Annotated in this window: 28 protein-coding genes; 13 read left to right on the forward strand and 15 right to left on the reverse strand. The window is 55.2% G+C overall.

The window, feature by feature from the left end; translation table 11 throughout:
* Window positions 1–189 precede the first annotated feature (189 nt).
* Window positions 190–738: a translation initiation factor IF-3 gene (gene infC / locus N9C89_RS08760; RefSeq protein WP_394358507.1), complete on the forward strand. Its 549-nt coding sequence runs from the start codon at window positions 190–192 to the stop codon at window positions 736–738.
* A 104-nt stretch (window positions 739–842) separates the two neighbouring features.
* Here infC and N9C89_RS08765 read toward each other — a convergent pair whose 3' ends face one another.
* The 5 genes from N9C89_RS08765 to N9C89_RS08785 form a co-directional block, all read right to left on the reverse strand.
* Window positions 843–1406, reverse strand: coding sequence for an outer membrane protein (locus N9C89_RS08765; protein WP_263953503.1), 564 nt, complete (start codon window positions 1404–1406; stop codon window positions 843–845).
* 276 nt (window positions 1407–1682) lie between these two features.
* The gene (locus N9C89_RS08770) at window positions 1683–2468 is read right to left on the reverse strand and encodes an FAD binding domain-containing protein (RefSeq protein WP_263953504.1); all 786 of its coding nucleotides are present in this window, start codon (window positions 2466–2468) and stop codon (window positions 1683–1685) included.
* 17 nt (window positions 2469–2485) lie between these two features.
* Window positions 2486–2947, reverse strand: coding sequence for a (2Fe-2S)-binding protein (locus tag N9C89_RS08775; protein ID WP_263953505.1), 462 nt, complete (start codon window positions 2945–2947; stop codon window positions 2486–2488).
* 108 nt (window positions 2948–3055) lie between these two features.
* Complete coding sequence (locus N9C89_RS08780) at window positions 3056–4057, reverse strand: molybdopterin-binding protein (protein WP_263953506.1); 1002 nt, start codon at window positions 4055–4057, stop codon at window positions 3056–3058.
* The gene (locus N9C89_RS08785; protein ID WP_263953507.1) at window positions 4054–5022 is read right to left on the reverse strand and encodes an XdhC family protein; all 969 of its coding nucleotides are present in this window, start codon (window positions 5020–5022) and stop codon (window positions 4054–4056) included. Before N9C89_RS08785 ends, N9C89_RS08780 begins: the two co-directional genes overlap by 4 nt.
* A gap of 210 nt (window positions 5023–5232) precedes the next feature.
* Between N9C89_RS08785 and N9C89_RS08790 the strand changes: the two genes are divergently transcribed.
* The gene (locus N9C89_RS08790; RefSeq protein WP_263953508.1) at window positions 5233–5523 is read left to right on the forward strand and encodes a hypothetical protein; all 291 of its coding nucleotides are present in this window, start codon (window positions 5233–5235) and stop codon (window positions 5521–5523) included.
* Window positions 5524–5824: 301 nt separating this feature from the next.
* Window positions 5825–6799 (forward strand): phosphoadenosine phosphosulfate reductase, encoded by a 975-nt coding sequence (locus tag N9C89_RS08795; protein WP_263953509.1) that lies wholly within the window; start codon window positions 5825–5827, stop codon window positions 6797–6799.
* Between the two features lie 14 nt (window positions 6800–6813).
* Here N9C89_RS08795 and ureG read toward each other — a convergent pair whose 3' ends face one another.
* From ureG to N9C89_RS08815, 4 genes are read right to left on the reverse strand one after another with little or no spacing between them, the layout of a single operon-like run.
* Complete coding sequence (gene ureG, locus N9C89_RS08800; protein WP_263953510.1) at window positions 6814–7425, reverse strand: urease accessory protein UreG; 612 nt, start codon at window positions 7423–7425, stop codon at window positions 6814–6816.
* Between the two features lie 19 nt (window positions 7426–7444).
* Window positions 7445–8068 (reverse strand): urease accessory protein UreF, encoded by a 624-nt coding sequence (locus tag N9C89_RS08805; RefSeq protein WP_263953511.1) that lies wholly within the window; start codon window positions 8066–8068, stop codon window positions 7445–7447.
* Window positions 8065–8652, reverse strand: coding sequence for an urease accessory protein UreE (locus N9C89_RS08810; protein WP_263953512.1), 588 nt, complete (start codon window positions 8650–8652; stop codon window positions 8065–8067). The genes N9C89_RS08805 and N9C89_RS08810 overlap by 4 nt, the downstream gene beginning before the upstream one ends.
* 49 nt (window positions 8653–8701) lie before the next feature.
* Window positions 8702–8908 carry a DUF1127 domain-containing protein gene (locus tag N9C89_RS08815; RefSeq protein WP_263953513.1) on the reverse strand — a complete coding sequence of 69 codons (207 nt, stop codon included), beginning with the start codon at window positions 8906–8908 and terminating at the stop codon, window positions 8702–8704.
* 205 nt (window positions 8909–9113) lie between these two features.
* Between N9C89_RS08815 and N9C89_RS08820 the strand changes: the two genes are divergently transcribed.
* Complete coding sequence (locus N9C89_RS08820; protein ID WP_263953514.1) at window positions 9114–9452, forward strand: hypothetical protein; 339 nt, start codon at window positions 9114–9116, stop codon at window positions 9450–9452.
* A 143-nt stretch (window positions 9453–9595) separates the two neighbouring features.
* On the opposite strand, the gene ureC is transcribed toward N9C89_RS08820, so the two are convergent.
* Genes ureC through N9C89_RS08850 form a run of 6 tightly spaced genes read right to left on the reverse strand, consistent with a single transcriptional unit; the run spans window position 9596 to window position 13547 of the window.
* The gene (ureC, locus tag N9C89_RS08825; RefSeq protein ID WP_263953515.1) at window positions 9596–11305 is read right to left on the reverse strand and encodes an urease subunit alpha; all 1710 of its coding nucleotides are present in this window, start codon (window positions 11303–11305) and stop codon (window positions 9596–9598) included.
* A 10-nt stretch (window positions 11306–11315) separates the two neighbouring features.
* Window positions 11316–11720 carry a lysozyme inhibitor LprI family protein gene (locus N9C89_RS08830; RefSeq protein WP_263953516.1) on the reverse strand — a complete coding sequence of 135 codons (405 nt, stop codon included), beginning with the start codon at window positions 11718–11720 and terminating at the stop codon, window positions 11316–11318.
* A complete protein-coding gene (locus N9C89_RS08835) occupies window positions 11717–12124 on the reverse strand; it encodes a lysozyme inhibitor LprI family protein (protein WP_263953517.1) in 408 nt (135 codons plus the stop codon). The genes N9C89_RS08830 and N9C89_RS08835 overlap by 4 nt, the downstream gene beginning before the upstream one ends.
* Window positions 12124–12429 carry an urease subunit beta gene (locus N9C89_RS08840; protein WP_263953518.1) on the reverse strand — a complete coding sequence of 102 codons (306 nt, stop codon included), beginning with the start codon at window positions 12427–12429 and terminating at the stop codon, window positions 12124–12126. The genes N9C89_RS08835 and N9C89_RS08840 overlap by 1 nt, the downstream gene beginning before the upstream one ends.
* 6 nt (window positions 12430–12435) lie before the next feature.
* Window positions 12436–12738, reverse strand: a complete 303-nt coding sequence (locus N9C89_RS08845) for an urease subunit gamma (RefSeq protein WP_263953519.1) — start codon at window positions 12736–12738, stop codon at window positions 12436–12438.
* An 8-nt stretch (window positions 12739–12746) separates the two neighbouring features.
* Window positions 12747–13547: an urease accessory protein UreD gene (locus N9C89_RS08850; protein ID WP_263953520.1), complete on the reverse strand. Its 801-nt coding sequence runs from the start codon at window positions 13545–13547 to the stop codon at window positions 12747–12749.
* A 277-nt stretch (window positions 13548–13824) separates the two neighbouring features.
* Between N9C89_RS08850 and pyrC the strand changes: the two genes are divergently transcribed.
* From pyrC to N9C89_RS08895, 9 genes are all read left to right on the forward strand, one after another.
* Window positions 13825–14862 carry a dihydroorotase gene (pyrC, locus tag N9C89_RS08855; RefSeq protein ID WP_263953521.1) on the forward strand — a complete coding sequence of 346 codons (1038 nt, stop codon included), beginning with the start codon at window positions 13825–13827 and terminating at the stop codon, window positions 14860–14862.
* 44 nt (window positions 14863–14906) lie between these two features.
* Entirely contained in the window at window positions 14907–15587 is a 681-nt protein-coding gene (locus N9C89_RS08860; RefSeq protein ID WP_263953522.1) for an orotate phosphoribosyltransferase, read from the forward strand.
* Between the two features lie 135 nt (window positions 15588–15722).
* On the forward strand, window positions 15723–17231 hold the full coding sequence (locus N9C89_RS08865; protein ID WP_394358494.1) for a replicative DNA helicase: 1509 nt from the start codon (window positions 15723–15725) through the stop codon (window positions 17229–17231).
* A gap of 90 nt (window positions 17232–17321) precedes the next feature.
* Window positions 17322–18371, forward strand: a complete 1050-nt coding sequence (alr, locus tag N9C89_RS08870) for an alanine racemase (protein WP_263953523.1) — start codon at window positions 17322–17324, stop codon at window positions 18369–18371.
* Window positions 18368–19159 (forward strand): MlaE family ABC transporter permease, encoded by a 792-nt coding sequence (locus N9C89_RS08875; RefSeq protein WP_263953524.1) that lies wholly within the window; start codon window positions 18368–18370, stop codon window positions 19157–19159. The genes alr and N9C89_RS08875 overlap by 4 nt, the downstream gene beginning before the upstream one ends.
* A complete protein-coding gene (locus N9C89_RS08880; RefSeq protein WP_263953525.1) occupies window positions 19156–19902 on the forward strand; it encodes an ABC transporter ATP-binding protein in 747 nt (248 codons plus the stop codon). Before N9C89_RS08875 ends, N9C89_RS08880 begins: the two co-directional genes overlap by 4 nt.
* A 48-nt stretch (window positions 19903–19950) precedes the next feature.
* Complete coding sequence (locus N9C89_RS08885) at window positions 19951–20418, forward strand: paraquat-inducible protein A (RefSeq protein ID WP_263953526.1); 468 nt, start codon at window positions 19951–19953, stop codon at window positions 20416–20418.
* Window positions 20411–21775: a DNA repair protein RadA gene (radA, locus tag N9C89_RS08890; protein ID WP_263953527.1), complete on the forward strand. Its 1365-nt coding sequence runs from the start codon at window positions 20411–20413 to the stop codon at window positions 21773–21775. Before N9C89_RS08885 ends, radA begins: the two co-directional genes overlap by 8 nt.
* 17 nt (window positions 21776–21792) lie before the next feature.
* Entirely contained in the window at window positions 21793–22371 is a 579-nt protein-coding gene (locus tag N9C89_RS08895; RefSeq protein ID WP_263953528.1) for a CvpA family protein, read from the forward strand.
* The last annotated feature ends 161 nt before the right edge of the window (window positions 22372–22532 follow it).

The raw sequence follows: 22532 nt of genomic DNA on the forward strand, positions 1-22532 counted from the left end.
ATGCGGTCATTTTGTAACAAATTGCAAACAGTTGCCAACACTTAGGCGGAAAAACGCGAAAACGGCACGCATTCGCTTAAAGGAAACCACACGCGCCCCGCTCAAACCATTGAATAGCGGGTTGAAACACTCTACAGGCAGGAGTAAGTTTCACGCTAAGATATCAGAAACGATCAAAGGAACAAAGCCATAGCTCGCAGACCCCATAACGCCCCGCCACAACGTGATACGGGCCCACGCGTGAATGATCGCATTCGCGCACCTGAAATCCGCCTCATCGAAGCCGATGGTGGCAACGGAGGTGTTGTCACCCCCGCACGCGCCCTTGCGATGGCAGAGGAAGCCGGACTTGATCTGGTTGAAATCTCGCCGAACGCAAAGCCGCCCGTGTGTAAGATCATGGATTTCGGCAAGTTCAAATACGAGCAACAGAAACGCGAAAGCGAAGCGCGCAAGAAGCAGAAAATCATCGAGGTAAAGGAAGTTAAATTCCGTCCAAATACGGACACTCATGATTATCAGGTTAAAATGCGCAACGTTTTCAAATTCCTTGAGAACGGTGACAAGGTCAAAGTCAGCCTTCGGTTCCGTGGGCGCGAAATGGCGCACCAGAACCTCGGACGTGAGCTGCTTGAGCGGGTTGCCGAAGACACCAAGGAACACGGCAAAGTTGAAAACATGCCAAAAATGGAAGGCCGTCAAATGATCATGATGATCGGCCCACTTCCGCAAAAATAATCTGGCTTTTTAGCTTTTCAGATACAGCAAAGCCCCCGATTTCTCGGGGGCTTTTTTGTTTACGGTCCGTGAGTGTGAAATTTGAACCGTGAGTCGTATTAGGGTCAGAAGGACGCGCGAATACCAACCAAGATGTTGTCGCTGTCGCTGCTCATTGACGTGCCGTTAAAGTTGGCGCTTTCGAATGCACGCTGATGACGGTATTCGCCAAACAGGTGTAGATCATCTTGTAGCTTGTATCGCGCACCGATCGAAACTTGTCCGCCAAGGCCGCTATCGCTTCCATTTGCGCCACCGCTCACGTCGTAACTGGTTTCAATATATCCAAGTCCCAGTCCGCCATAGGCCGAGAAGTCACCGGATTGATAGAAGGTATAGCGCGCAACGGCCATTGCTGCACGAGTGCTTGTTTTGTCGTTGGAGTCTGCGATATCGGCATTGCTTCCGCTAAGGTCCACACCGAATTCAAAACCTGGTGTCGCATCTGGCGCGTAGTACGCACCAAGCGAGTACATAGTCCCGACATCCGATTCCGTATCGCTACCGCCATACTGGAATTCGTTCGAGAAACGGCCACCAACCGCGCCTTCGATGGCCCAATTTTGCGCTGTAGCGCCAGTTGCCATCAAGCAGGTCAATCCTGCGGCTGTGAGCATTTTGAGTTTCATTGTCATCTCCATTTATCTCGTGACAAGAGTTATATGGAGAGCCGAACAGACAGGTGAAAGAGCTCGCGGTCATCGGGAATTTATTGTGCAATTTCTAGCGCATCCGCCAAAAAACAGTCGGCCATTTTTGACCCACCGGAAATTCCCCTACGTCACAAAGGGTTTAAATCTAAAACCTCGAACAGGGTCAGAATACCAAAAGATCTAAGTTGTTTTTTGCTCGGGCAGCACGGATTTAGTGCGGCCCGAACAATCAATTCACGGAGATTGGCGTGTTCAGCTCATGGCAGAGATTGCACGGCGCGCCAAAACCTTGATCAAGTGAGCGCGATATGCTGCGGTTCCGTGGATATCCGCAATTAGCCCGTCGTCGTCCGCTTCAAGAGCATCGATGCTCTCTGGAGCAAGACTGCTGTCCAATGCGGCTTCGGCCTCACTCCAGCGAAACACACCTTCCTCGGCCGCTCCAGTCACCGCAACACGAACACCATCCGCGAATTTTGCAACAAAAACGCCGACCAATGCAAAACGAGAGGCAGGTTGCGCAAATTTCTGATAGCTCGCGACTTCAGGGATTGGGAAACGTACCTGTATGATGATCTCGCCTTCTTCAAGCGCAGTCTCGAACATGCCGAGGAAATAATCCGCTGCTGCGATCTCTCGGGTGTTTGTCTGGATCACTGCGCCGGATGCCAGCGCTGCCGCTGAATAGCATGCCGCCGGATCATTGTTGGCCAGCGTTCCGCCAATCGTTCCACGGTTGCGGACTGCTGGATCGCCAATCTGTCCGGCCAGAGCCGCAAGTGCCGGATAAGCGGATACAGATTTCGCAACCTCAGCGTGAGTCGTTGCCGCACCTATCGTAATCCACCCGTCTTTAGCGGAGACGCCCTTTAGCTCTGGAATTGATGTCAGGCTGATCAGACGCTCTGGAGCAGCGAGCCGCTGCTTTAGGGTTGGAATGAGTGTCTGCCCTCCCGCAAGGGCTTGGGCTTCTTCGTCTTTGAGGGCCTCGACCGCGTCTTCCAATGTCGTGGGGCGCTCAATGTCAAAACTATACATGTCTGGTCCCTCGTCGCTTATGCCGCTGCCGCAGCCTGAATGGCTTTGACAATGTTATGATACCCAGTGCACCGACAGATATTGCCCTCAAGGTATTCACGGATGTCCTCTTCGCTTGGATCTGGGTTCTCTTTAAGAAGCGCTGCGGCTGACATCACCATCCCGGGCGTGCAAAATCCACATTGAAGCCCGTGGTGTTCCTGAAATGCCGCCTGAATTTTACTCAGCGATCCATCGGCATTTGCCATACCTTCGATTGTTCGGACGTCCGTGCCATCAGCTTCCACAGCGAACATCGTGCAGGATTTCACCGCAAGGCCATCCACATGCACCAAGCAGGCACCGCATTGGCTTGTATCGCAACCGATATGCGTTCCGGTCAGTCCAAGGTTTTCCCGCAGGAAATGAGACAAAAGCGTACGATCTTCCACCTCTGCGGATTTTGACTCGCCGTTCACCGATATGCTGATCTTGGTCATTGCGTCCCTCTCCTCAAATCCTCGACGTACTAAACCACGGCTTTCGCTGACTTAAAACCGCTTCTTTTGTCTGAATTACCAATTCCTGCGGCATTCACAGAATGAATGTCATTCGCTTTCGGTTCGGCTTCGTGGATGCGGGCGGGTTGGAATTTCCTTGAGTAATCCGCCGACTCCCATCTTTGAGATATCCGATTGCGTTACGTCGATCCCGCACAAAAGCCGCTCAAGCACCCAATCCGCGCCGTTCAAGGCTGGGCTGCGCGCACAGCCCGGAAGGCCGATCACGGGCTTAGGTCCGAGTGTTCCAAAGAACAGCAAATTGCCTGGATCAACCGGCATTCCATAGCACGTAACCTTGCCCCCTGCCTGCTTCAGCGCTGTGGGCGCAATGTCGTCGATATCTGAGGTTGCTGAGGCCGTCAGGATCAACAAGACCTCTTGTTTAGCAGCCTGCAGAGCCTCCGAAATTGCCTCGACATTGTGATCAATTCGCGGCCCGCGCGTGAGATGAACACCCAGCGTCTCGACACGTGCGCGCGTTGCTTCAAACCCCTTGTCGCTCTTCGCTTGGCCAACGGTCTCTATCATGCAGGCGGTGGAGTACACAGGCGTCTCTAGCCCGAGCCCACCTACCGCTATGTCCGCGACTTCCGCGATGTGGCTCTCTGCAACACCGTATGAAATGATCTTAACAGTCGCGATCATCTGTCCTTTTGCGGCCCGCGCATAGGGCGGCGCTGTCGCCACTGTGATCATGGGGTCAATCGCATTCAGAGCATGAATTTTCGCCGCATCAACTCGGGTGACTCCCGCTGCCTTGGCGAAAATGTTCACCCGCCCCGTACCAGCGTTGCTGAGCCTTAACTCATCGCATCCCTCAACAAGTGCCTCCGCCACACGCGTGGCCGCTGTGTTTTCGTCAAGGTCATGCGGACCAAGCCGCGCAACAGAGACTTCTTCGATACCAGCCTGTAAAAGCAAATCGATCTCTTTTTGCGTCAAAGTTATTCCCTTGCGCAGCCGTAATTCACCTGTGTCCCCAACGCTCACGGAATGCGCAAGAATAGCTCCAAGCGCCGTTTCGGTTGGGACTGGCCCGAACTTCATGCGCCGTTCCTCAACACCGCGGTCACTTCCGCGAGGATAGCGAGCGCGATTTCTGTGGGTGTTCGCGCTTGGATGTTCAGCCCGACAGGCCCGTGAATTCGGGCAATATCTTCGGCACTGAACCCTGCTTCACCCAACCGCTCGACCCGCTTTGCATGCGTGCGTTTGGATCCAAGCGAGCCAATATAAAATACATTGGAATTTAGCGCGGCAATCAATGCGGGGTCGTCAATTTTTGGGTCATGTGAAAGCGTTACAACTGCTGTCCGGCTATCGAGCCCCCAATTCTTGAGCGCGACATCTGGCCAGTCGTCGCATTCCAGCGTTTCCCCCGGAAACCTTTCTTCGCTCGCGAATGCCGCACGAGGGTCTATTATAAACGTATCGTATCCGGCCATCTTGGCCATCGGCACCAAAGCTTGAGCGATATGAACCGCGCCGATTATTGCCATGCGCAGCGGCGGGTTGTGAACAGCGACAAATGTTTCGCCATCCTCCTCAAATCCGGATTTATCGGCACGGAATCGCGCTGCATGAAGGGCCGGATCTTGTAGCTCTCCGCGCCCGTCAGCTCCAACGACATAGGCAATCGGCGCCCGCGTGGCGCGTTTTGCGACAAGTTCGGCCAAAATATCCTCAGAAAGGCTGCCACCAACCGGCTCGACCATCACACGGATTTTTCCGCCGCACGCCAAGCCAACTTCAAAAGCTGTTTCATCAGAGACGCCAAACTCCAGAATACGCCGCTTTCCGTCCTCAATCGCGTCAAGCGCTTCGGTGACAACCGCGCTTTCCACGCACCCCCCAGACACAGAGCCGGCAATACCAGCATCGCCCGATATAGCAAGTTGAGAGCCGACGGGGCGCGGCGCTGACCCCCAAGTCTCGACCACGGTTGCGAGCGCAGCCCCTTTACCTTGGCGATACCAAGCAAGTGCTGTTTCCGGAATTGCGTCGAAATCCATGTGCGTAACCCTCTGGATGTTTATGACAGGTTGCCACCGCGCGCGCCCTATTCACAAGGGGAAATTCGGCACTCCACGACAAGGCAGCACCGCCGCAATCATAAGCAGCTTTTCGGACATTTTACCGAATTGCCACAGTTTCCCGATCAAAAAACCAAACTGCCCTGATCGGGCGTGGTATTCAGCCATTCATTCAGATAAGCCAAACACATGAGCGACGCAGAAAACACGCTTCCCACAGGCTGGGAACTTCCGGTAAATGCAGCGGCCCTAGAAACCGAACTCGCGGCAGAACTTGCCGAAGGACATCCGCTTTTTGGCCGAACGGCTGCCGCCGTTGCTCAAAGCTCTGAGTCCGACGAAGCGGTATTCTCATTCACAGGAGACAAGGACTTCATCGCCGTTGTTGCCCTGACTTGGGAAGAAGGCCCGATTTCTGGCCAACCCGAGTTTGAAGTCATTCCAGACCTTGCGGCCCTCGACGGTTTCTTCGACCAGTAAGCCCCTTCTCATCGCGAAATCACCTGACTGCGATTCGAGAATCCGAGCAGCGCGTCATTGGCGCGCTCAATTTCTTCGATCTGTTGGTGAGTGCCGCCTGAGATTAGACAAATTTTAGCAGATATCCCCCTCTGATTGGCCCGCTTTGCGCAACAAAGCGCCCATAAGTAAGCGGATTATCGCAAAGCGCACCCCTAGGTTGCAAAAAATATGCTGCAGCTTCCAATTTTTGCCAAATTGCGTTGTCATTAAGAGCAGGCACATCGCAAGGATCGCGATGCTCTGCTTTTAAGGACTATCAATGACTCACGACACACGCTCTCCACTGGACTCCGAAACCCAAGACTGGCTCGCCCGCCTTGAAGTTGACGGAGAGGATCGCGGGTATTTTGAACCCGTCGGACCAAACCACTCCGCCATTTTGACGGACGAAAGCCCGACGCTTGTCGTGACGTTTGAAACCATCGCATCCGTTCGCAATCGCGGCAAAGGCGATAGTCCGCTTGGATTCCAGCTTGTGGCGGAAAATGGGTTTTCCAACCTCTGTATACTCGCCCATGGCGATACGTGGTTCCGTGACAAATACCTTTACGGCTATTTTGATCGGCTCATCGACGACGGTTTCTTCGAGGATTTTGACAACGTTGTTTTCTATGGCGCTGGCATGTGCGGCTATGCGGCGGCGGCATTTTCTGTTGCGGCCCCAGGTGCGACGGTTATTGCGGTACAACCCCAAGCAACGCTTGATACCGAGTTCGCAGGTTGGGACAAACGATACCCAGCAGCAAGACGGTTGGATTTCACCGAGCGCTATGGCTTTGCCCCTGACATGCTCGAGGGCGCGGACCGCGCGTTTATTGTGTTTGATCCCGACGAAGAGTTCGATGCCATGCATGCATCCCTCTTTAACCGCTCAAACGTAGAGCTGTTGCGATGCCGTAATCTCGGTGCAAATATTCAGCAAAGCCTTGAAGAGATGAAGATTTTGCAGCCTTTGATCGACAAGGCATGCCAAGGTGACTTCACTGCGCTCGACTTCTTCAAATTGTATCGCGCGCGGCGGGAGCATTTCCCCTATTTGCGACGCCTCAACACTCAAACGCAGGATGATGACCGCGACTTCCTATCGCTCATGCTGTGTCAGAACGTTGTGTCGCGCCTGACTGCACCAAAGTTTGAGCGGCGCCTTCACGAAGTTGAAACCCGCCTTGGACGCCGCGCCAACAATTTACATCACCTGCATCCGGTCGCAGTGGATACGGCTACGACCGAGTAGCGCGCTGCCCCAAATCAAAGTCCGCCTGCTTCGCAGATGAATTTGGCAACCTCGGGAACGCCCTTGCCCGATTTGAGCGCCGCCATCACGAACGGCAGGTCTCCGCGTGCGGATGTTGCGTCTGCCTCGAGCTGTGCGGTGTCTACGCCAACGTAAGGTGCGAGGTCCGTTTTGTTAATAATCAAGAGGTCCGACCGCGTAAGCCCAGGCCCCTTTTTGCGCGGAATATCCTGCCCTGCGGCGGTGTCGATCACATAGAGGGTCAGGTCTGCAAGTTCAGGGCTGAATGTTGCGGCAAGATTATCTCCGCCGCTCTCTATCAATACGATATCAAGGTCAGGGAAGGCTTCGCGCAAGTCAGCAACCGCAGCGAGGTTGATGCTTGCATCCTCTCGGATCGCTGTGTGCGGGCAACCACCGGTTTCAACCCCGCGAATGCGGGCCTCTGGCAAGACCTGCGCCCGCATGAGCGCTTCTGCATCCTCACGCGTATAGATATCATTGGTGATCACAGCGACCGAATAGGACTTGGTCAATTCACGACACAACATCTCTGTCAGCGTGGTTTTGCCTGCGCCCACAGGCCCGCCGATTCCAACGCGCAATGGTCCGTTTGGCGATGTCATCCTCTAATCTCCTTCAGCATCATGTCTTGAATATGCGAACGTCTTGGGTTTCGTGCTGCATCGCGGCCATATCTGCGCCAAATGCAGCGGAAGCAATATCGTCCAACGCGGCCGTACTTGCGGCGGTGGCAATATCTGTGATTGTCGCGTGCAGTGCAGAAAGTACCTGCTGCCCCTCGGTTTGGCCAAGCGGAATAAAACGCACCCCGACACTCACGAGATTCGACGCGAAGGCGTGTAGATAGAGCGAAGCAACTTCCACTGGACCAAGGCTCAACGAACGCGCCGCGATACCTACCGCAACCGGCAGAGGCGCCGCTGCGAACTCGGCCCCGGTAATTGCGTTAACTGTTTCAACAAACGCCCTGCCCTGCGCCTCGCTTTCTTCAAGGCGCTCTTTGCTTGCGGCTAGCGCGCGGGCAAGATCGGCAACCTCCGCGCCTTTGAGACTTTGGCACAAAAGGATCGCATCAACGCGCCCAGCGCCGTGTTGCAATACGTCTTTGATCCAACGCTCCAACTCAGAGGCTGTACGCACGTCGCCCTGCACAACGGTAGTTTCCAATCCGTGGGAATACGCAAAGCTGCCCAACGGAAATGCAGGCGAGAGCCACTGCGTCAAAGAAAGGAGATCAGCAGTCACGTCTCGTCTTTCTTGTTTGAATGGCCGTGATGGTGATGATGGTCGTGCTTATGATCATGGCGGTGGTCATGCGAGTGGTCATGCTCATGCGCATGGTCAGCAGGCCCATGGCTATGGCCGAAAGTCCGCCCATAACCATATGCGCCACCTTCAGGCGTAAAGGGCTCAGTCACCTCGTCCAGAGTTGCGCCGAGTTGGCGAAGCATATCCGCGAGCACATGATCATACAGAATAAGTAGCCGCGCCTTTTCAATCTGACAGGGCGTATGACGGTTACCAATATGCCATGCTAAACGAGGCAAATCAGCTCCAGACACAGCCAAAAGCTGCTCCGACGCTGCTTTGACAGCAACGCGTCGGCCATCTTCCAGTATCAGAATGTCATTGTGATCGAGATTGGTCACTTCCGGCAGGTCGAGCAATACAGTCTCGCCATCCGTAGTGATAAGCCGTTTGCGCCTCAGTAGTCGCCCTTCATAGGGGAGCTCGACAATGTCATCAAACGGTACGTTTTCGCCTTTGCTTCGTTCGAAACGGTAGCACTTCGTCGGGGAAAACTTTGGTTGGTGCAGCGGTGCGCTCATGAGCGCACCTGCTGGATTTGGTAAGACGCTGCGCGCCTCGGTGGCAGGCTTAAAGGCCAGCCACGCGGCGTGCGATTTCGTCGCGACGGATGCCGATATCTGCAAGCTGACGATCGCTCAGCGCTTCCAGTTCTTGTGCGTCGGCAGCAAGCTTGCGAGCTTCTGCGAATGATGTGAAACCGTTTTGAACGCCTTGGATCAGAGCAGAGAAGATCGAAGGTTTTGCATCGTATTTCTGTGTAGCAACATATGCCATGGTATTTCTCCTGTTCAGTCGAGAAGTTTCCTGTTTCTCGACCAATCATATGTGCAATGCTGCACCGCAGAACAACCCACACCTCGGCAAACCGGCCATGCATTTTTTGCAACCCCCCAGACATTAACCCTTTATTTACTGCATGTATTTGCATTTCTTTAACCGACTCGCTTGATGATTGAGGGCATAGCTGCTGGAGAAACCAATGCTGGAAACATATCCCTCTGCTGATCGGCTTGCCGCGCTGCGCGACCGAATTGGCACCCTCAAAGAAGAAGAAATGCGCTTGAGTTTGCGCTTTATCCAAGAGCGTGACACGCGCGTTTTCAAGGGGCGTCGCTGCGACGTCCTTGTTGAGCACGAAGAATCCCGCGAGTTCGATCCCGGGCGCCTCCCCGCGGAAATACGGCGTGATCCGCACTACTGGACAACACGCTTTCGCACCCACATCAAGGTCCGCAAACGCTTCAAACCAAGCGACGACATGTCTATTGGGCACGGCGAGGTGATTGATCTGACCAAACAAGGCGGCGTCTATTGCTAGCTGTACAGCAGGCCTGTCTTCCTGTGTAACTGTGCTCTGATAATCCGAGTGCGCTGCGCAAACAGGGTCAAAGGCACCAATTGCGTGTCTTTGACCTTCCTGCGCTCGTTTCGCAAGGTTTTGCCATTGTGTTAGAGCAACCATCAGAACATGAAGTAGCGTTGCGCCATAGGCAGGCTCTGCGCAGGTTCACATGTTAGAAGCTCGCCATTCGCGCGCACTTCGTAAGTTTCGGGGTTCACTTCAATTTCTGGCGTTGCGCTGTTCATAACCATGTCAGACTTGCCGATACCGCGGGTATTTTCGACGGCGAGCGTGGTTTTAGACAAGCCCAGCGCCTTACCAAGCCCTGCGGATTCTGCCGCAGCGGACACAAAGCTGACAGCGGAATGCGCAACTGCTTTGCCCATACCGCCAAACATCTCGCGAGAATAAACGGGCTGCGGCGTTGGAATTGAGGCGTTCGGATCTCCCATCTGAGCCATTACGATGCTGCCACCCATCAAGACCATCTCGGGCTTCACGCCAAAGAACGCGGGTGACCAGAGTGCGAGATCGGCGCGTTTGCCAATTTCGATGCTGCCGATGTGGCGGCTGATTCCGTGGGCGATCGCAGGATTGATCGTGTATTTGGCGATATAGCGTTTGACGCGCACATTGTCGTTGTCGCCCGTCTCTTCGCCCAAACGACCACGCTGCTTTTTCATTTTGTCGGCGGTCTGCCACGTGCGGATCAAAACCTCACCCACGCGGCCCATGGCTTGGCTATCGCTCGCTATGATCGAAAACGCGCCCATGTCATGCAGGATATCTTCCGCGGCGATGGTTTCGCGGCGGATGCGGCTTTCAGCAAAGGCAACATCTTCCGGAATTCCTTTATCGAGGTGGTGGCACACCATAAGCATATCCAAATGCTCCTCGATCGTGTTCACGGTATAAGGCCGCGTCGGGTTGGTCGAACTTGGAATAACGTGCTGCTCGCCCACAACTTTGATGATATCGGGCGCATGACCGCCGCCTGCCCCTTCTGTATGGAATGCGTGAATCGTCCGCCCCTTGATCGCGTTCACCGTATTCTCGACAAAGCCGCTTTCGTTAAGCGTGTCCGTGTGGATCATGACCTGCACATCCATGTCATCGGCAACGGACAGACAGCAATCAATCGCACCCGGCGTTGTTCCCCAATCCTCGTGGAGTTTCATAGCGCAGGCCCCACCTTCAATCATCTCGACCAACGCCGCTGGCTGTGAGGCGTTCCCCTTCCCCGCAAGCCCTATATTCATCGGCGCGTTGTCGATTGCCTGAAGCATCCGACCAATGTGCCAAGGCCCTGGCGTACAGGTCGTGGCGAGTGTGCCGTGTGCGGGGCCAGTGCCGCCGCCAAGCATCGTCGTCACACCGGAATGGAGCGCATCTTCCATCTGTTGCGGGCAAATGAAGTGAATGTGGCTGTCAAAGCCCCCCGCCGTGAGAATACGCCCTTCGCCCGCAATGGCTTCAGTGCCAGGACCAACGATTATGTCCACGTTGGGCTGTGTGTCTGGGTTGCCCGCCTTGCCAATCGCTGCGATCACACCGTCCTTTAGGCCGACATCGGCTTTATAGATGCCCGTTACATCCACGATCAGCGCATTGGTGATAACCGTATCAACAGCCCCACCTGCTCGCGTTATCTGCGACTGCCCCATCCCATCACGGATCACCTTGCCGCCGCCGAACTTAACCTCTTCGCCATAAGTCGTCAGATCGCGCTCGACCTCGATGATCAGGTCGGTATCGGCAAGCCGTAAGCGGTCGCCGGTGGTCGGGCCATACATATCGGCATAGGTCGCACGAGAGATTTTTGCGGGCATGGTCGTTTCCTTAGTTTGCTTCCCAAACCGCGCGGAGGTCTTCGTCGCGGCGGCGGGTCATGGCTTCGAGGCAAGAATAAACTACGGCCGAATACAGATCGGCATCCTGATAAGGCAGCGCGTCCGCAGCGCATTTGCTATCACGGTAATTGTAGAAATCCTGTTGCGAATAATAAATCTGGGCTTCAGCGGTTGCCGGACCATCGGGGAAAATGTCGTCGATCTGCCTTGCGCCTTCGAGCGCCATCAAGAATGCAAATTCTAGATCTTCATCAGCGCGCACGAAGGATTGCCACACACATTCATTGAACTGCTCGGTCATCTCCGGATTGGCGCATTCGCCATGCTCCGTCGCTGCTGATGATCCGCCATAAAGCGCCAGCAGGATAGCCGCCTGAATTCCAATTAATCTCATCCGTCTATCTCCGCCATAAATTCCAACCGCTCTGTGCGTTGGTTCGATAAATCCTCAAGGCATGAAGAAACGATGAACGGCTCAAGCGTACCACCGCGATAAAGCCATCCCTCCGCTTCGCAGGCCTTGTCCCTGTAAGAAATCCACAAGCGTTGCGCCGCAAGGAGCGTGTCCGCCGCGCCGCCCTCTTTTATGTCATTGGCAGCGTCAATTTCCTTCATCGCAGTCATTGCCTTTTCCCACGCCAAATTGAGCGCTTCGTCGGCCTTCAGATACCGTTGATACGCGCAAGCATTGATCGCACGTTGGGTAACCGGATCGTCGCAATTAAGCTCGTCTGCGGTGGCCGCATACGGCAGCATTAACAATGCACTACAAGACAATCCTGCGAGAAAAAGGCGCATCAAAGTGCTCCCATAACCTTTTGATTAAATCCGTAAACTTCGCGCTTACCAGAGAGCGGCACAAGCGTAACTTCGCGCGTTTGCCCGGGCTCAAAACGCACTGCGGTTCCTGCGGCAATATCAAGGCGCATACCGCGCGCTTGATCGCGGTCAAACTCAAGTGCGGCGTTCGTTTCGGCAAAATGATAGTGGCTTCCAACCTGTACGGGACGGTCACCAGTATTGGAGACGACAAGCGTCACCGTTTCCGCGCCTTCGTTCAATACAATGTCGCCGTCTTGGGGGAAAATCTCTCCGGGAATCATAGGAACCTACCTGATTGGATGATGAACTGTGACGAGTTTTGTGCCGTCTGGAAATGTAGCCTCAACCTGCACGTCGTGGATCATTTCCGCGATGCCATCCATACACTGATCAGCTTTAACCACATGGGCTCCCGCTTCCATCAGATCGGCAACCGAACGGCCGTCGCGCGCACCTTCGACAACGAAATCGGTGATCAGCGCAATCGCTTCGGGATGGTTAAGCTTTACACCGCGCTCCAGCCGTCCTCGCGCCACCATGGCCGCCACGCTAATCAAAAGTTTGTCTTTTTCTCTCGGGGTCAGGTTCATTGTCTTCCCTATTCTTGCCAAACGCGCGGGAGGCTGCCCTGCCGTGCGATCTTGAGTACTTGTGCAACGGCGCGCCTCAGTGGCCATGCGTCCGTTGCCCGCATTCTTATGATGCATTTCCCGTTCCAGCCGCTCACAGCAGCAACGACTCCATCAAAGGATTCAATCACAGAACGGAAACGATCTGCTGCGTCTTCAGCTCCCTGCTCGATCAACGCGATTGTGGCGAAGGCGCGCGCTCCAGCAAGCGTCACAGCACTCTCGCTTCCGTCAAGAACCTTCTGGCTGATTGCAAATGGGTCAACCCAAACCGGCGCTCCACATCTGCGCACCTCGCGCCAATCAGAGAACGAAAGGCTTTCGATGGTCTCGCCCATGGCGGCCCGCCCAAGAACAACGCTTTCCGCCATCAAAAAACGCGCGTCCGAAGCAAGCTCAACCGTGGTGCGGCGGCCAAGATTTGAGCCTTCAAAAAGGATTGTTTCCTGTGGCAACCAGCTCAAAGTGCCCGCCTCTCCAACGGATATCGACACATCGACTTGCCCGACTTCACCAGTGGAGCGATACGCTCGTTCGGCGGTTTGCGTGGTGGCCATTGCCGCAACGCCGGTACCAATTTTCATGTCATAGCAAAGGTGATCGCCGCCAGTAACACCGCCCGCAGTGTTGAGAAACACAAGTTCCGGCACATCGCGGTGGACGCGCGGCAAAAACACTTTGGCCGAGCCGGATTGATGTAGATCGGTCAAAGTTGGGCGCGCGCCACGCATTGCCAAACCAACTGCACCACGACCAACCATGCGCTGCATACGCCCCTGCTTCGCAGGTGGCTGACCGCCATGTGTTGTAAAATTTATCGCCTGATCCAGCATCCCAGCCCTCGTAACTTGCCTCATTCCTAGGCAACAGAGCCACACATTCGCAAGCTTCCGCTCAAGGAAAAGGCGCACATATGCCGAAAAAATGCGCCTTCGCCTAAAAATTAATCAAACACCCCTGAATTGACCATTTCCATGCAGCCGGGAAATTGCCTCCTGACTGCAATCGCCGCTGGAAAACTGCGCAGCAATTGTGTAGCGCAGGGGCATGACGAATAAACTCACGCTCCGACGCCCCGATGATTGGCATTTACACCTGCGCGATGGCGATATGCTCGCGGCAGTCTTGCCCGAAACGACACGCCACTTTGCCCGCGCCATCATCATGCCGAACCTTGTGCCGCCTGTTGTAACAGGAGCGCAAGCCGCGGCCTATCGAGATCGGATCACCGCAGCGATGCCAAATGGCGCGGACTTCACACCGTTGATGACGCTTTACCTCACAGAAGACACAGATGCAGAGGATGTCGCCAGAGCGCATGCAAGCGGGCTGATCACCGCAGTGAAGCTGTACCCTGCGGGCGCAACAACGAACTCAGCCAGCGGCGTTAGCAATTTTGACAATGTTCGCCCCGTACTTGAGAAAATGGCCGAGATCGGCCTGCCTCTTTGTCTGCACGGCGAAGTGACAGACCCTGAAATTGACATTTTCGACCGCGAGGCCGTGTTTATCGACCGTGTCCTTGATCCGATCCGCAAAAGCACCCCGGGTCTGCGCACTGTGATGGAACATATCACAACCAAAGACGGTGTGGACTACGCCAAGAGCCAAGACAATCTCGGCGCGACCATCACAACGCACCACCTTGTGATCAACCGCAACCACATCCTCGTGGGCGGCATCAAGCCACACTATTACTGCCTACCCGTTGCGAAACGTGAGTTGCACCGCGAAGCGCTGGTCGAGGCCGCCACATCAGGCGACGCGCGCTTCTTCCTTGGAACTGACAGCGCTCCACATACGGATAAACTCAAAGAAAATGCCTGTGGCTGCGCAGGGTGCTTCACCGCGACCAACACCATGTCTATTCTCGCCGAAGTGTTTGAGAAGCAAGGCGCTCTCGAGAAACTCGAGGCCTTTACTTCGTTGAAAGGGCCCGCGTTTTATGGCCTCCCGGCAAATGAAAAGACAATCATGCTCTCCAAAGGGGCGCCCGTCACCTACCCTGATAAGATCACCGTTGGCGATGAAACCGTAACCGTCTTTGACCCTGGATTTCCGCTGCATTGGCGGGTTGCGGACTAAGCTCCGCAGCGTTCAAATAGACCAATCAAACAAAAGGAACCGCTATGATCCCGAGCGCCTATCCCGACCCGAAAGAAATCGCACGACTGACTGCGCGGATGTTGCTTGAGATCGAAGCGGTACACTTCAACGCCCGCGAACCTTTCACGCTGGCCAGTGGTTTGCCGAGCCCGACTTATATCGACTGCCGCAAGCTGATTTCCTTCCCGCGTATCCGCTCGACGTTGATGGATTTCCTGACTGTTACGGTCATGCGCAATGCAGGGTTTGAAGCGTTTGATAACGTGGCTGGTGGCGAAACCGCAGGCATTCCCTTTGGCGCGCTGGTTGCAGAACGTATGGCGCTTCCAATGAGCTATGTTCGCAAGAAGCCGAAAGGCTATGGCCGTAACGCACGGATCGAAGGCGCGATGAGCGAGGGCGAGCGCGTCTTGCTCGTTGAAGACCTGACAACCGACGGCGGCAGCAAGCTCTCCTTCGTGGACGCAATCCGCGAAACTGGCGCCACTTGCGGGCATACGGCGGTGATCTTCTACTACGGTATCTTCCCTGAAACCGAAAAGACGCTTGGCGATCACGGGGTTACGCTGCATCACCTTTGCACATGGTGGGATGTATTGGCCGAAGCCAAAGCCTCCAATGCTTTTGACGAGGAAACATTGACAGAGGTAGAAGCCTTCCTCAATGATCCGCGCGGCTGGCAAGAGGCCCACAAGAAAGCCTGATCTGATCAACATCTAGGGGTAATTCTTTACGGTAGCCCCTAAATATGCTAATCCACAGGTTATCCACAGAAATATACAATTTGCCAGTACAACTGGCTTTCATGTATGTCAGACGCCAAGGTCTGAGGGGACAGTATGAACGAGATTGCACCGATGCAGGACGGCGCAGGGCTTCCTGCGTTGCCGGAACAACCGTCGCAAATGGATGCGCAACCGCATAATATCGAGGCGGAGCAACAGCTTCTGGGCGCGATCCTGACCAACAACGACACCTACGATCGTGTTGCTGCAATCGTGAACTCCGCGCATTTTTACGAGCCGACTCACGCACGAATCTTTGAGGTTGCGGCAAACAGAATTGCCAAAAACCTCAACGCATCGCCGGTGACGCTCAAAGCGTTTCTCGAGGATGACGAAGGGCTAAAAGAGCTTGGCGGTCCTGCCTATCTTGCACGACTGGCCGGCGCTGCTATCTCAAGCTTTGCGGCCAAGGACTATGCCCAGATTATCTATGATCTGGCTATTCGACGCGAACTTATGGCGCTTGGTCGTGAGATTTCAGACAAAGCTGCCGCTGTGGACATTGCGAGCGAGCCGCGCGAGCAGATCGTTGAGGCCGAGCAACGCCTCTATGCCATGGCCGAGCAAGGGCAAGGCGAAAGTGGCTTCCAATCCTTCCTCAAGGCCGTGACAGAAGCGGTTCAGGTCGCGAACACCGCCTATGAGCGCGATGGCGACCTTGCTGGTATCTCTACGGGGTTGATTGATTTGGACAAAATGCTGGGCGGCTTGCACCGTTCAGACCTTTTGATCCTCGCGGGTCGTCCCTCCATGGGGAAAACATCCTTGGCGACGAACATCGCCTATAACATCGCGAAATCGTATAAGAAGGGCAAGAAAGCCGACGGAAGCGAGGGAGCAATCAACGGCGGTGTCGTTGGGTTCTATAGCCTCGAAATGTCGGCCGAGCAGCTTGCTACGCGGATCTTGTCGGAGGCTTCCGAAGTGCCATCCGGCCAGATCCGCAACGGCGACATGACCGAAGAAGAATTCCGCCGTTTCGTCGAAGCGGCCAAGCAGCTCGAAAGCTGCCCGCTATATATCGACGACACGCCCGCCCTACCTATCTCGCAACTTGCAGCCCGCGCACGGCGCCTGAAGCGGACCCACGGGCTAGACGCTTTGTTTGTGGACTATCTGCAACTTGTACGTCCTGCTTCGGCAAAAGATAGCCGCGTGAATGAGGTTTCGGAAATCACCCAAGGCCTCAAAGCCATCGCCAAGGAACTTGATATTCCGGTTGTTGCGCTCTCTCAGTTGAGTCGGACAGTCGAAAGCCGCGATGACAAACGCCCACAACTTTCGGACCTCCGCGAATCTGGCTCGATTGAGCAAGACGCCGACGTTGTGATGTTCGTGTTCCGTGAGGAATACTACAAAGAGCGCGAAAAACCTGGTGATCACGAGCTTGAGAAGATGGCAACGTGGCAGGAAGAAATGGACGCGCTCCATGCAAAGGCCGAAGTGATTATCGGCAAAGCCCGTCACGGCCCGATCGGCCATGTTGAGCTTTCCTTCGAAGGACAGTTCACGCGGTTTGGTAACCTTGCAAAACCGTGGCAAGGCCAGCCGGAGCAACCCTAACTCCCCGAATTCTGCCAGTCGGAATGAGCGCCAGCGGATTTGCGTAAAATTCGCTTGCCTCGCCGCGATGCAAACGGCACAACCCTCTGCATGTCTACGGGAAAACTCAAAATTGATCTCGCGGCGCTGGTGGCCAACTGGCGCGCTTTGGATGCCCAAACCGGCCCAACCGTTGAAACCGCTGCGGTGGTCAAGGCCAACGGTTATGGCTGTGGCGCAGGCCGCGTTGCACGTGCGCTCGCCCAAGCAGGCGCACGCCGCTTCTTTGTCGCCACCGCCGAAGAAGGCGTAGAGATTCGCCAAGCGCTTGGGCCCGGACCAGAGGTCTGCATTTTCTCAGGGCATATGGCCGGTGATACCGACATGATCCATGATCTTGTCTTAACGCCAATGCTCAATTCCCTCGCGCAACTCACGCGGCATTTCGAGGCCCTCCCCGGAGCGCCATTTGGTATTCAGCTTGATACCGGCATGAATCGCCTCGGCATGGAAGTTGCCGAATGGGCGGCGGTGCGTGACATTGCGCTTTCGCAAAATCCGACCCTTGTGATGAGTCATCTTGCTTGCGCAGACGAGCCCGATCACTCCGCGAACGAGGCCCAGCTTCAGAACTTCCGCGCCATGACCGAGGGCATCACTGCGCCCCGCTCATTGTCCGCAACGGGCGGCATACTCTTGCCGAAGGAATATCACTTCAATCTCACGCGTCCCGGAATCGGCCTCTATGGCGGCGCACCATTTGAAGCTGCAAAGCCCGTTGTGAGCCTTTCACTCCCCGTCATCCAGACGCGCGAATTGGAAGAAGGCGAAGCCGTTGGTTACGGTTGCACATGGGTGGCCGAAGCGCCAAGCAAGCTTGCGACGGTTTCGGGCGGTTATGCCGATGGCCTCATTCGCGCCATGTCAAACAACACAGTACTTTGGTTTGGCGATACGCCTTGCCCTCTGGTTGGCCGCGTTTCCATGGACCTGATCACGGTCGACATTACGCATCTTACCGAACGGCCCGATGCGCTCGATATTTTGTGTCCGGCACAGACTGTTGACGATCTTGCGACTGCGGCAGGCACAATCGGCTATGAAATCCTGACCTCGCTCGGGTCTCGCTATACACGACGCTATGTCGAGGCGGGTTCATGAGCGCAAGGCTGATCTCCAAACCCTTGGCCGCAATTGGACGTTCGGTTTTGCAGCTTCTTGCTGCAATCGGGCGGGTTGCGATCTTTGCGGCTAGCGTCATCAGCCATTTCTTCCGCCCGCCATTTTACCTCAAAGAACTCCTGCAATCCATTCTTAACATTGGATATTTCAGCCTTCCTGTTGTCGGGCTGACAGCACTCTTCACAGGCGGTGCGCTGGCGTTACAAATCTATGCAGGCGGCGCGCGGTTTTCCGCAGAAGCTGTCGTTCCTCAGATCGTTGCCATCGGCATGGTTCGCGAGCTTGGGCCTGTTCTCGTCGGCCTAATGATTGCCGCGCGTGTTACGTCATCAATTGCCGCTGAGATCGCGACGATGAAAGTCACGGAACAGATCGACGCGCTCGTAACGTTATCGACAAACCCGATGAAATACCTCGCTGTTCCACGTGTATTGGCGGCGCTGATAACGGTTCCGCTGCTCGTCGGAATTGGCGACATCATCGGCATTATGGGCGGGTTTATCGTCGCAACCCAAAGCCTTGGGTTCAATGCCGCCACCTATCTTCACAACACGGCCAACTTCCTAGAACCACTCGACATCATTTCGTCGCTTGTCAAAGGCGCGGTATTCGGTGGGATTGCAGCGACGATGGGCTGCTACTACGGCATGAATTCAGGGCGCGGTGCGCAGGGGGTCGGCCGCGCGACCAAAGGCGCGGTAGAGGCGGCCGCCGTGTTGATACTTGCCGCTAACTTCCTGCTGACGGGGGTATTCTTCTCGGTATGATTACGCTCGAAGATGTTCACAAGAGTTTTGGACCCAAGCAGGTTCTACGCGGCCTTGACCTTCACGTACCGCGCGGCGAAAGCATGGTCATCATCGGGGGCTCCGGCACCGGAAAATCAATCTGCATCAAATGCATACTCGGACTTGTTACACCTGATTCAGGCCGAATTACGGTTGATGGCGTCAATGTTCAGAAAGCTGAACGAGACGCGTTTCTGGCGCGTTTCGGGATGCTGTTTCAGGGCGGCGCGCTCTTTGACTCGATGCCGATCTGGCAAAACGTTGCATTTCGCCTCATGCGCGGAAGCCTAAAGCGCCCCAAGGCCGAGGCCTACGAGATCGCCGTAGAGAAACTGCGCCGCGTTGGGCTTTCACCTGATGTTGCCCCGCTCTATCCGGCCGAGCTTTCGGGCGGGATGCAGAAACGCGTTGGCCTTGCCCGCGCCATTGCCGCGGATCCCGAGATCATCTTTTTTGACGAGCCGACAACTGGTCTTGATCCGATTATGTCCGGTGTTATCAACGAATTGATCCGCGAAATCGTGGTGGAAATGGGGGCAACGACCGTCACGATCACCCATGATATGACCTCCGTGCGCACCATCGCAGACCGTGTTGCTATGCTTCATGACGGGGTTATCAAATGGACCGGCCCTGTTTCCGAAATGGACGCAAGCGGTGATGCCCACCTTGACCAGTTCATTCATGGCCGCGCCGATGGCCCGATTGCGAGTCTGCGTTAGGATGTTGCCCGTCTTGCATTGCGCCCGCAAACCTGCGACCCATTTCGCATGAAAACACTGCGCATTCTCAACCTTGCCTTGCTTGTCGCATTTCCTGTGGCATGGTTTGCGCCGCTTCTACGCGCCGGAATTCTGCCGCTGTTCAGCTTGAACGAAATTTCTGTCATGTCCGGAGTCATCGATCTTTGGCAGATCGACATTTTCCTCGCGGTCCTCGTTACCTTTTTTGCGCTTGTTGCGCCGATCTGTAAAACGCTCGGGTTGGCGATGATCCATGCTGGCCGTATGGACGCACGCGCCCTGCCCGTTTTACATCTATTCGGTCGTTTAGCTATGGCAGACATATTTTTGATTTCATTGTATATTGTTGTGATCAAGGGCATTGGTGTTGGCCGCGTCGAAACCGGTTGGGGTCTGTATTTATTTACGGCCTGTGTTTTGCTCAGCCTCTGGGTTTCATTCACCACAGAGCGCTTGGAAAAGGCCGCGAAGAAGGACATAAATGCGCATGGCTAAATCCAAGAATTTTGTTTGCAAAGAATGCGCGGCGACCTTTTCGAAATGGTCAGGCAAATGCGATAACTGCGGCGCGTGGAACACCATTTCCGAGGAGGTTCCGTTTTCCTCTGGCCCTGCTGGAAAGTCACTTGGCTCCAAACGCGGCACGCCGATGGCTCTTTTCGATTTGGCGACCGAAGAAGCGCAACCACCCCGCACCCGTTCCGGCTCAAGCGAGTTGAACCGCGTTTTAGGCGGCGGCTTGGTTCCCGCCAGCGCAGTTCTTGTGGGCGGTGATCCAGGTATCGGGAAATCAACACTCTTACTTCAAGCAGCGGCGAGCTTTGCGCGTGCGGGCCTCAAAACGATCTATGTATCCGGCGAGGAAGCCAGCGCGCAGGTGCGCATGCGCGCTCAAAGGCTCGGGCTACAGGAAGCGCCCGTGAAGCTCGCAGCGGAAACCAACCTCCGCGATATTCTCACGACGCTTGAGGCCGAGAAGCCCGATCTTGTTATCATCGACTCGATTCAAACTATGTGGGCCGACACGGTCGATAGCGCGCCTGGTAGCGTGAGCCAAGTTCGCGCTGCCTGTCATGAGCTTACGACATTTGCCAAACGCAAGGGCATAACCATGATCCTTGTCGGCCATGTCACCAAGGAAGGCCAGATTGCCGGTCCGCGCGTGGTGGAGCATATGGTCGATACCGTTTTGTACTTCGAAGGCGAGCGCGGCCATCAGTTCCGCGTGTTGCGTGCGGTTAAGAACCGCTTTGGCCCTGCTGACGAAATCGGCGTATTCGAGATGACAGGCAAAGGTTTGGCCGAAGTCAAAAACCCCTCGGCACTGTTTATCGGAGATCGCGCCAACCCCGTTCCGGGCAGCGTTGTATTCGCAGGAATCGAAGGCACTCGCCCAGTTCTCGTTGAGTTTCAGGCGCTTGTCGCTCCGAGCCCTCATGCACAGGCCCGCCGCACCGTTGTTGGATGGGACGGCAGCAGACTCGCCATGATTTTAGCCGTTCTTGAGGCCCGCTGCGGCGTTCCTTTTACCGGCTTGGACGTGTACTTGAACGTCGCAGGCGGCATGCGTGTGAGCGAACCGGCGGCTGATCTGGCTGTTGCGGCTGCGCTACTTTCTGCACGGGAAGATCATTCTTTGCCGTCTGAGACTGTGGTTTTTGGCGAAATTAGCCTATCAGGGGCTTTAAGGCCCGTTGGTCAAATGGAAAACCGGTTGAAAGAAGCAGGGAAACTGGGCTTCTCTTCCGCCATTGCACCATCGGGGGGCAAGAAAAGAGACCACGCGGACATGCAGGTTCGATATATGTCGGATTTGGCAAGTTTCGTTAAAGATACTTTCGGGGAAAACTAGCCCCTACAGGAGAAGACATGGAAGGCTTTACCATTGTAGACGGCGCGGTTGCTGTCGTCATCCTCATCTCGGCGCTGCTTGCGTATTCACGCGGGTTGGTTCGCGAGACCTTGTCTATTGCCAGTTGGATCGCTGCGGCGGTCATTGCTTATATTTTCGCACCCAAAGCCGAGCCGCTGGTTCGGGAAATTCCGATTCTCAACGATTTCATCGGCGGCCAATGCGAGCTTTCCCTTGGGGCGAGTTTTGCAATTGTGGGTATTGTGGCGCTTGTGGTCTTGTCGATCTTCACGCCAATATTTTCAAACGTTGTGCAACGCAGCGTGCTGGGCGGACTCGACCAAGGGCTTGGCTTCCTGTTCGGAGCGGCGCGCGGTGCGCTTCTCGTTGCTGTGGCGTTGTGGCTCTATAACTGGGCCGTTACGGATGAGCCGATTGCGGTTATCGAAGATAGCCGAAGCGCCGAAGTATTTGGTCAGCTTTCTGATCGTGTGGGCAATGCGGTTCCAACCGATGTTCCGGGATGGCTTGAGACAAACATGGAAGAATTCCTTGCTCAGTGCGAACCCGTAACCGAAACCACCATCATCGAATAACATCCTCGTACAGAACGTACGGCACGAGGTCGGGCAAGAATTGCCCGGCCTTTTTTGTGCCAAGCGGCTAATTCCTGAGCAATGTGCCGCCACTATCCATGAAATATGACATTTTCCTAACTGCGGATGGGTGACACCGCCGCCGCAACGCCTTAAGAGAA

The organism is Halocynthiibacter sp. SDUM655004, from assembly GCF_026015885.1.
In the GTDB taxonomy this organism is placed as follows: Bacteria; Pseudomonadota; Alphaproteobacteria; order Rhodobacterales; family Rhodobacteraceae; genus Falsihalocynthiibacter; species Falsihalocynthiibacter halioticoli.

What these genes read in the sequence shown, in the direction of transcription:
- N9C89_RS08765 (WP_263953503.1), bottom strand. Translation starts at nt 1,406, where the DNA reads ATGAAACTCAAAATGCTCACAGCCGCAGGATTGACCTGCTTGATGGCA.
- N9C89_RS08770 (WP_263953504.1), bottom strand. Translation starts at nt 2,468, where the DNA reads ATGTATAGTTTTGACATTGAGCGCCCCACGACATTGGAAGACGCGGTC.
- N9C89_RS08775 (WP_263953505.1), bottom strand. Translation starts at nt 2,947, where the DNA reads ATGACCAAGATCAGCATATCGGTGAACGGCGAGTCAAAATCCGCAGAG.
- N9C89_RS08780 (WP_263953506.1), bottom strand. Translation starts at nt 4,057, where the DNA reads ATGAAGTTCGGGCCAGTCCCAACCGAAACGGCGCTTGGAGCTATTCTT.
- N9C89_RS08785 (WP_263953507.1), bottom strand. Translation starts at nt 5,022, where the DNA reads ATGGATTTCGACGCAATTCCGGAAACAGCACTTGCTTGGTATCGCCAA.
- N9C89_RS08790 (WP_263953508.1), top strand. Translation starts at nt 5,233, where the DNA reads ATGAGCGACGCAGAAAACACGCTTCCCACAGGCTGGGAACTTCCGGTA.
- N9C89_RS08795 (WP_263953509.1), top strand. Translation starts at nt 5,825, where the DNA reads ATGACTCACGACACACGCTCTCCACTGGACTCCGAAACCCAAGACTGG.
- ureG (WP_263953510.1), bottom strand. Translation starts at nt 7,425, where the DNA reads ATGACATCGCCAAACGGACCATTGCGCGTTGGAATCGGCGGGCCTGTG.
- N9C89_RS08810 (WP_263953512.1), bottom strand. Translation starts at nt 8,652, where the DNA reads ATGAGCGCACCGCTGCACCAACCAAAGTTTTCCCCGACGAAGTGCTAC.
- N9C89_RS08815 (WP_263953513.1), bottom strand. Translation starts at nt 8,908, where the DNA reads ATGGCATATGTTGCTACACAGAAATACGATGCAAAACCTTCGATCTTC.
- N9C89_RS08820 (WP_263953514.1), top strand. Translation starts at nt 9,114, where the DNA reads ATGCTGGAAACATATCCCTCTGCTGATCGGCTTGCCGCGCTGCGCGAC.
- ureC (WP_263953515.1), bottom strand. Translation starts at nt 11,305, where the DNA reads ATGCCCGCAAAAATCTCTCGTGCGACCTATGCCGATATGTATGGCCCG.
- N9C89_RS08830 (WP_263953516.1), bottom strand. Translation starts at nt 11,720, where the DNA reads ATGAGATTAATTGGAATTCAGGCGGCTATCCTGCTGGCGCTTTATGGC.
- N9C89_RS08835 (WP_263953517.1), bottom strand. Translation starts at nt 12,124, where the DNA reads ATGCGCCTTTTTCTCGCAGGATTGTCTTGTAGTGCATTGTTAATGCTG.
- N9C89_RS08840 (WP_263953518.1), bottom strand. Translation starts at nt 12,429, where the DNA reads ATGATTCCCGGAGAGATTTTCCCCCAAGACGGCGACATTGTATTGAAC.
- N9C89_RS08845 (WP_263953519.1), bottom strand. Translation starts at nt 12,738, where the DNA reads ATGAACCTGACCCCGAGAGAAAAAGACAAACTTTTGATTAGCGTGGCG.
- N9C89_RS08850 (WP_263953520.1), bottom strand. Translation starts at nt 13,547, where the DNA reads ATGCAGCGCATGGTTGGTCGTGGTGCAGTTGGTTTGGCAATGCGTGGC.
- pyrC (WP_263953521.1), top strand. Translation starts at nt 13,825, where the DNA reads ATGACGAATAAACTCACGCTCCGACGCCCCGATGATTGGCATTTACAC.
- N9C89_RS08860 (WP_263953522.1), top strand. Translation starts at nt 14,907, where the DNA reads ATGATCCCGAGCGCCTATCCCGACCCGAAAGAAATCGCACGACTGACT.
- N9C89_RS08865 (WP_394358494.1), top strand. Translation starts at nt 15,723, where the DNA reads ATGAACGAGATTGCACCGATGCAGGACGGCGCAGGGCTTCCTGCGTTG.
- alr (WP_263953523.1), top strand. Translation starts at nt 17,322, where the DNA reads ATGTCTACGGGAAAACTCAAAATTGATCTCGCGGCGCTGGTGGCCAAC.
- N9C89_RS08875 (WP_263953524.1), top strand. Translation starts at nt 18,368, where the DNA reads ATGAGCGCAAGGCTGATCTCCAAACCCTTGGCCGCAATTGGACGTTCG.
- N9C89_RS08880 (WP_263953525.1), top strand. Translation starts at nt 19,156, where the DNA reads ATGATTACGCTCGAAGATGTTCACAAGAGTTTTGGACCCAAGCAGGTT.
- N9C89_RS08885 (WP_263953526.1), top strand. Translation starts at nt 19,951, where the DNA reads ATGAAAACACTGCGCATTCTCAACCTTGCCTTGCTTGTCGCATTTCCT.
- radA (WP_263953527.1), top strand. Translation starts at nt 20,411, where the DNA reads ATGGCTAAATCCAAGAATTTTGTTTGCAAAGAATGCGCGGCGACCTTT.
- N9C89_RS08895 (WP_263953528.1), top strand. Translation starts at nt 21,793, where the DNA reads ATGGAAGGCTTTACCATTGTAGACGGCGCGGTTGCTGTCGTCATCCTC.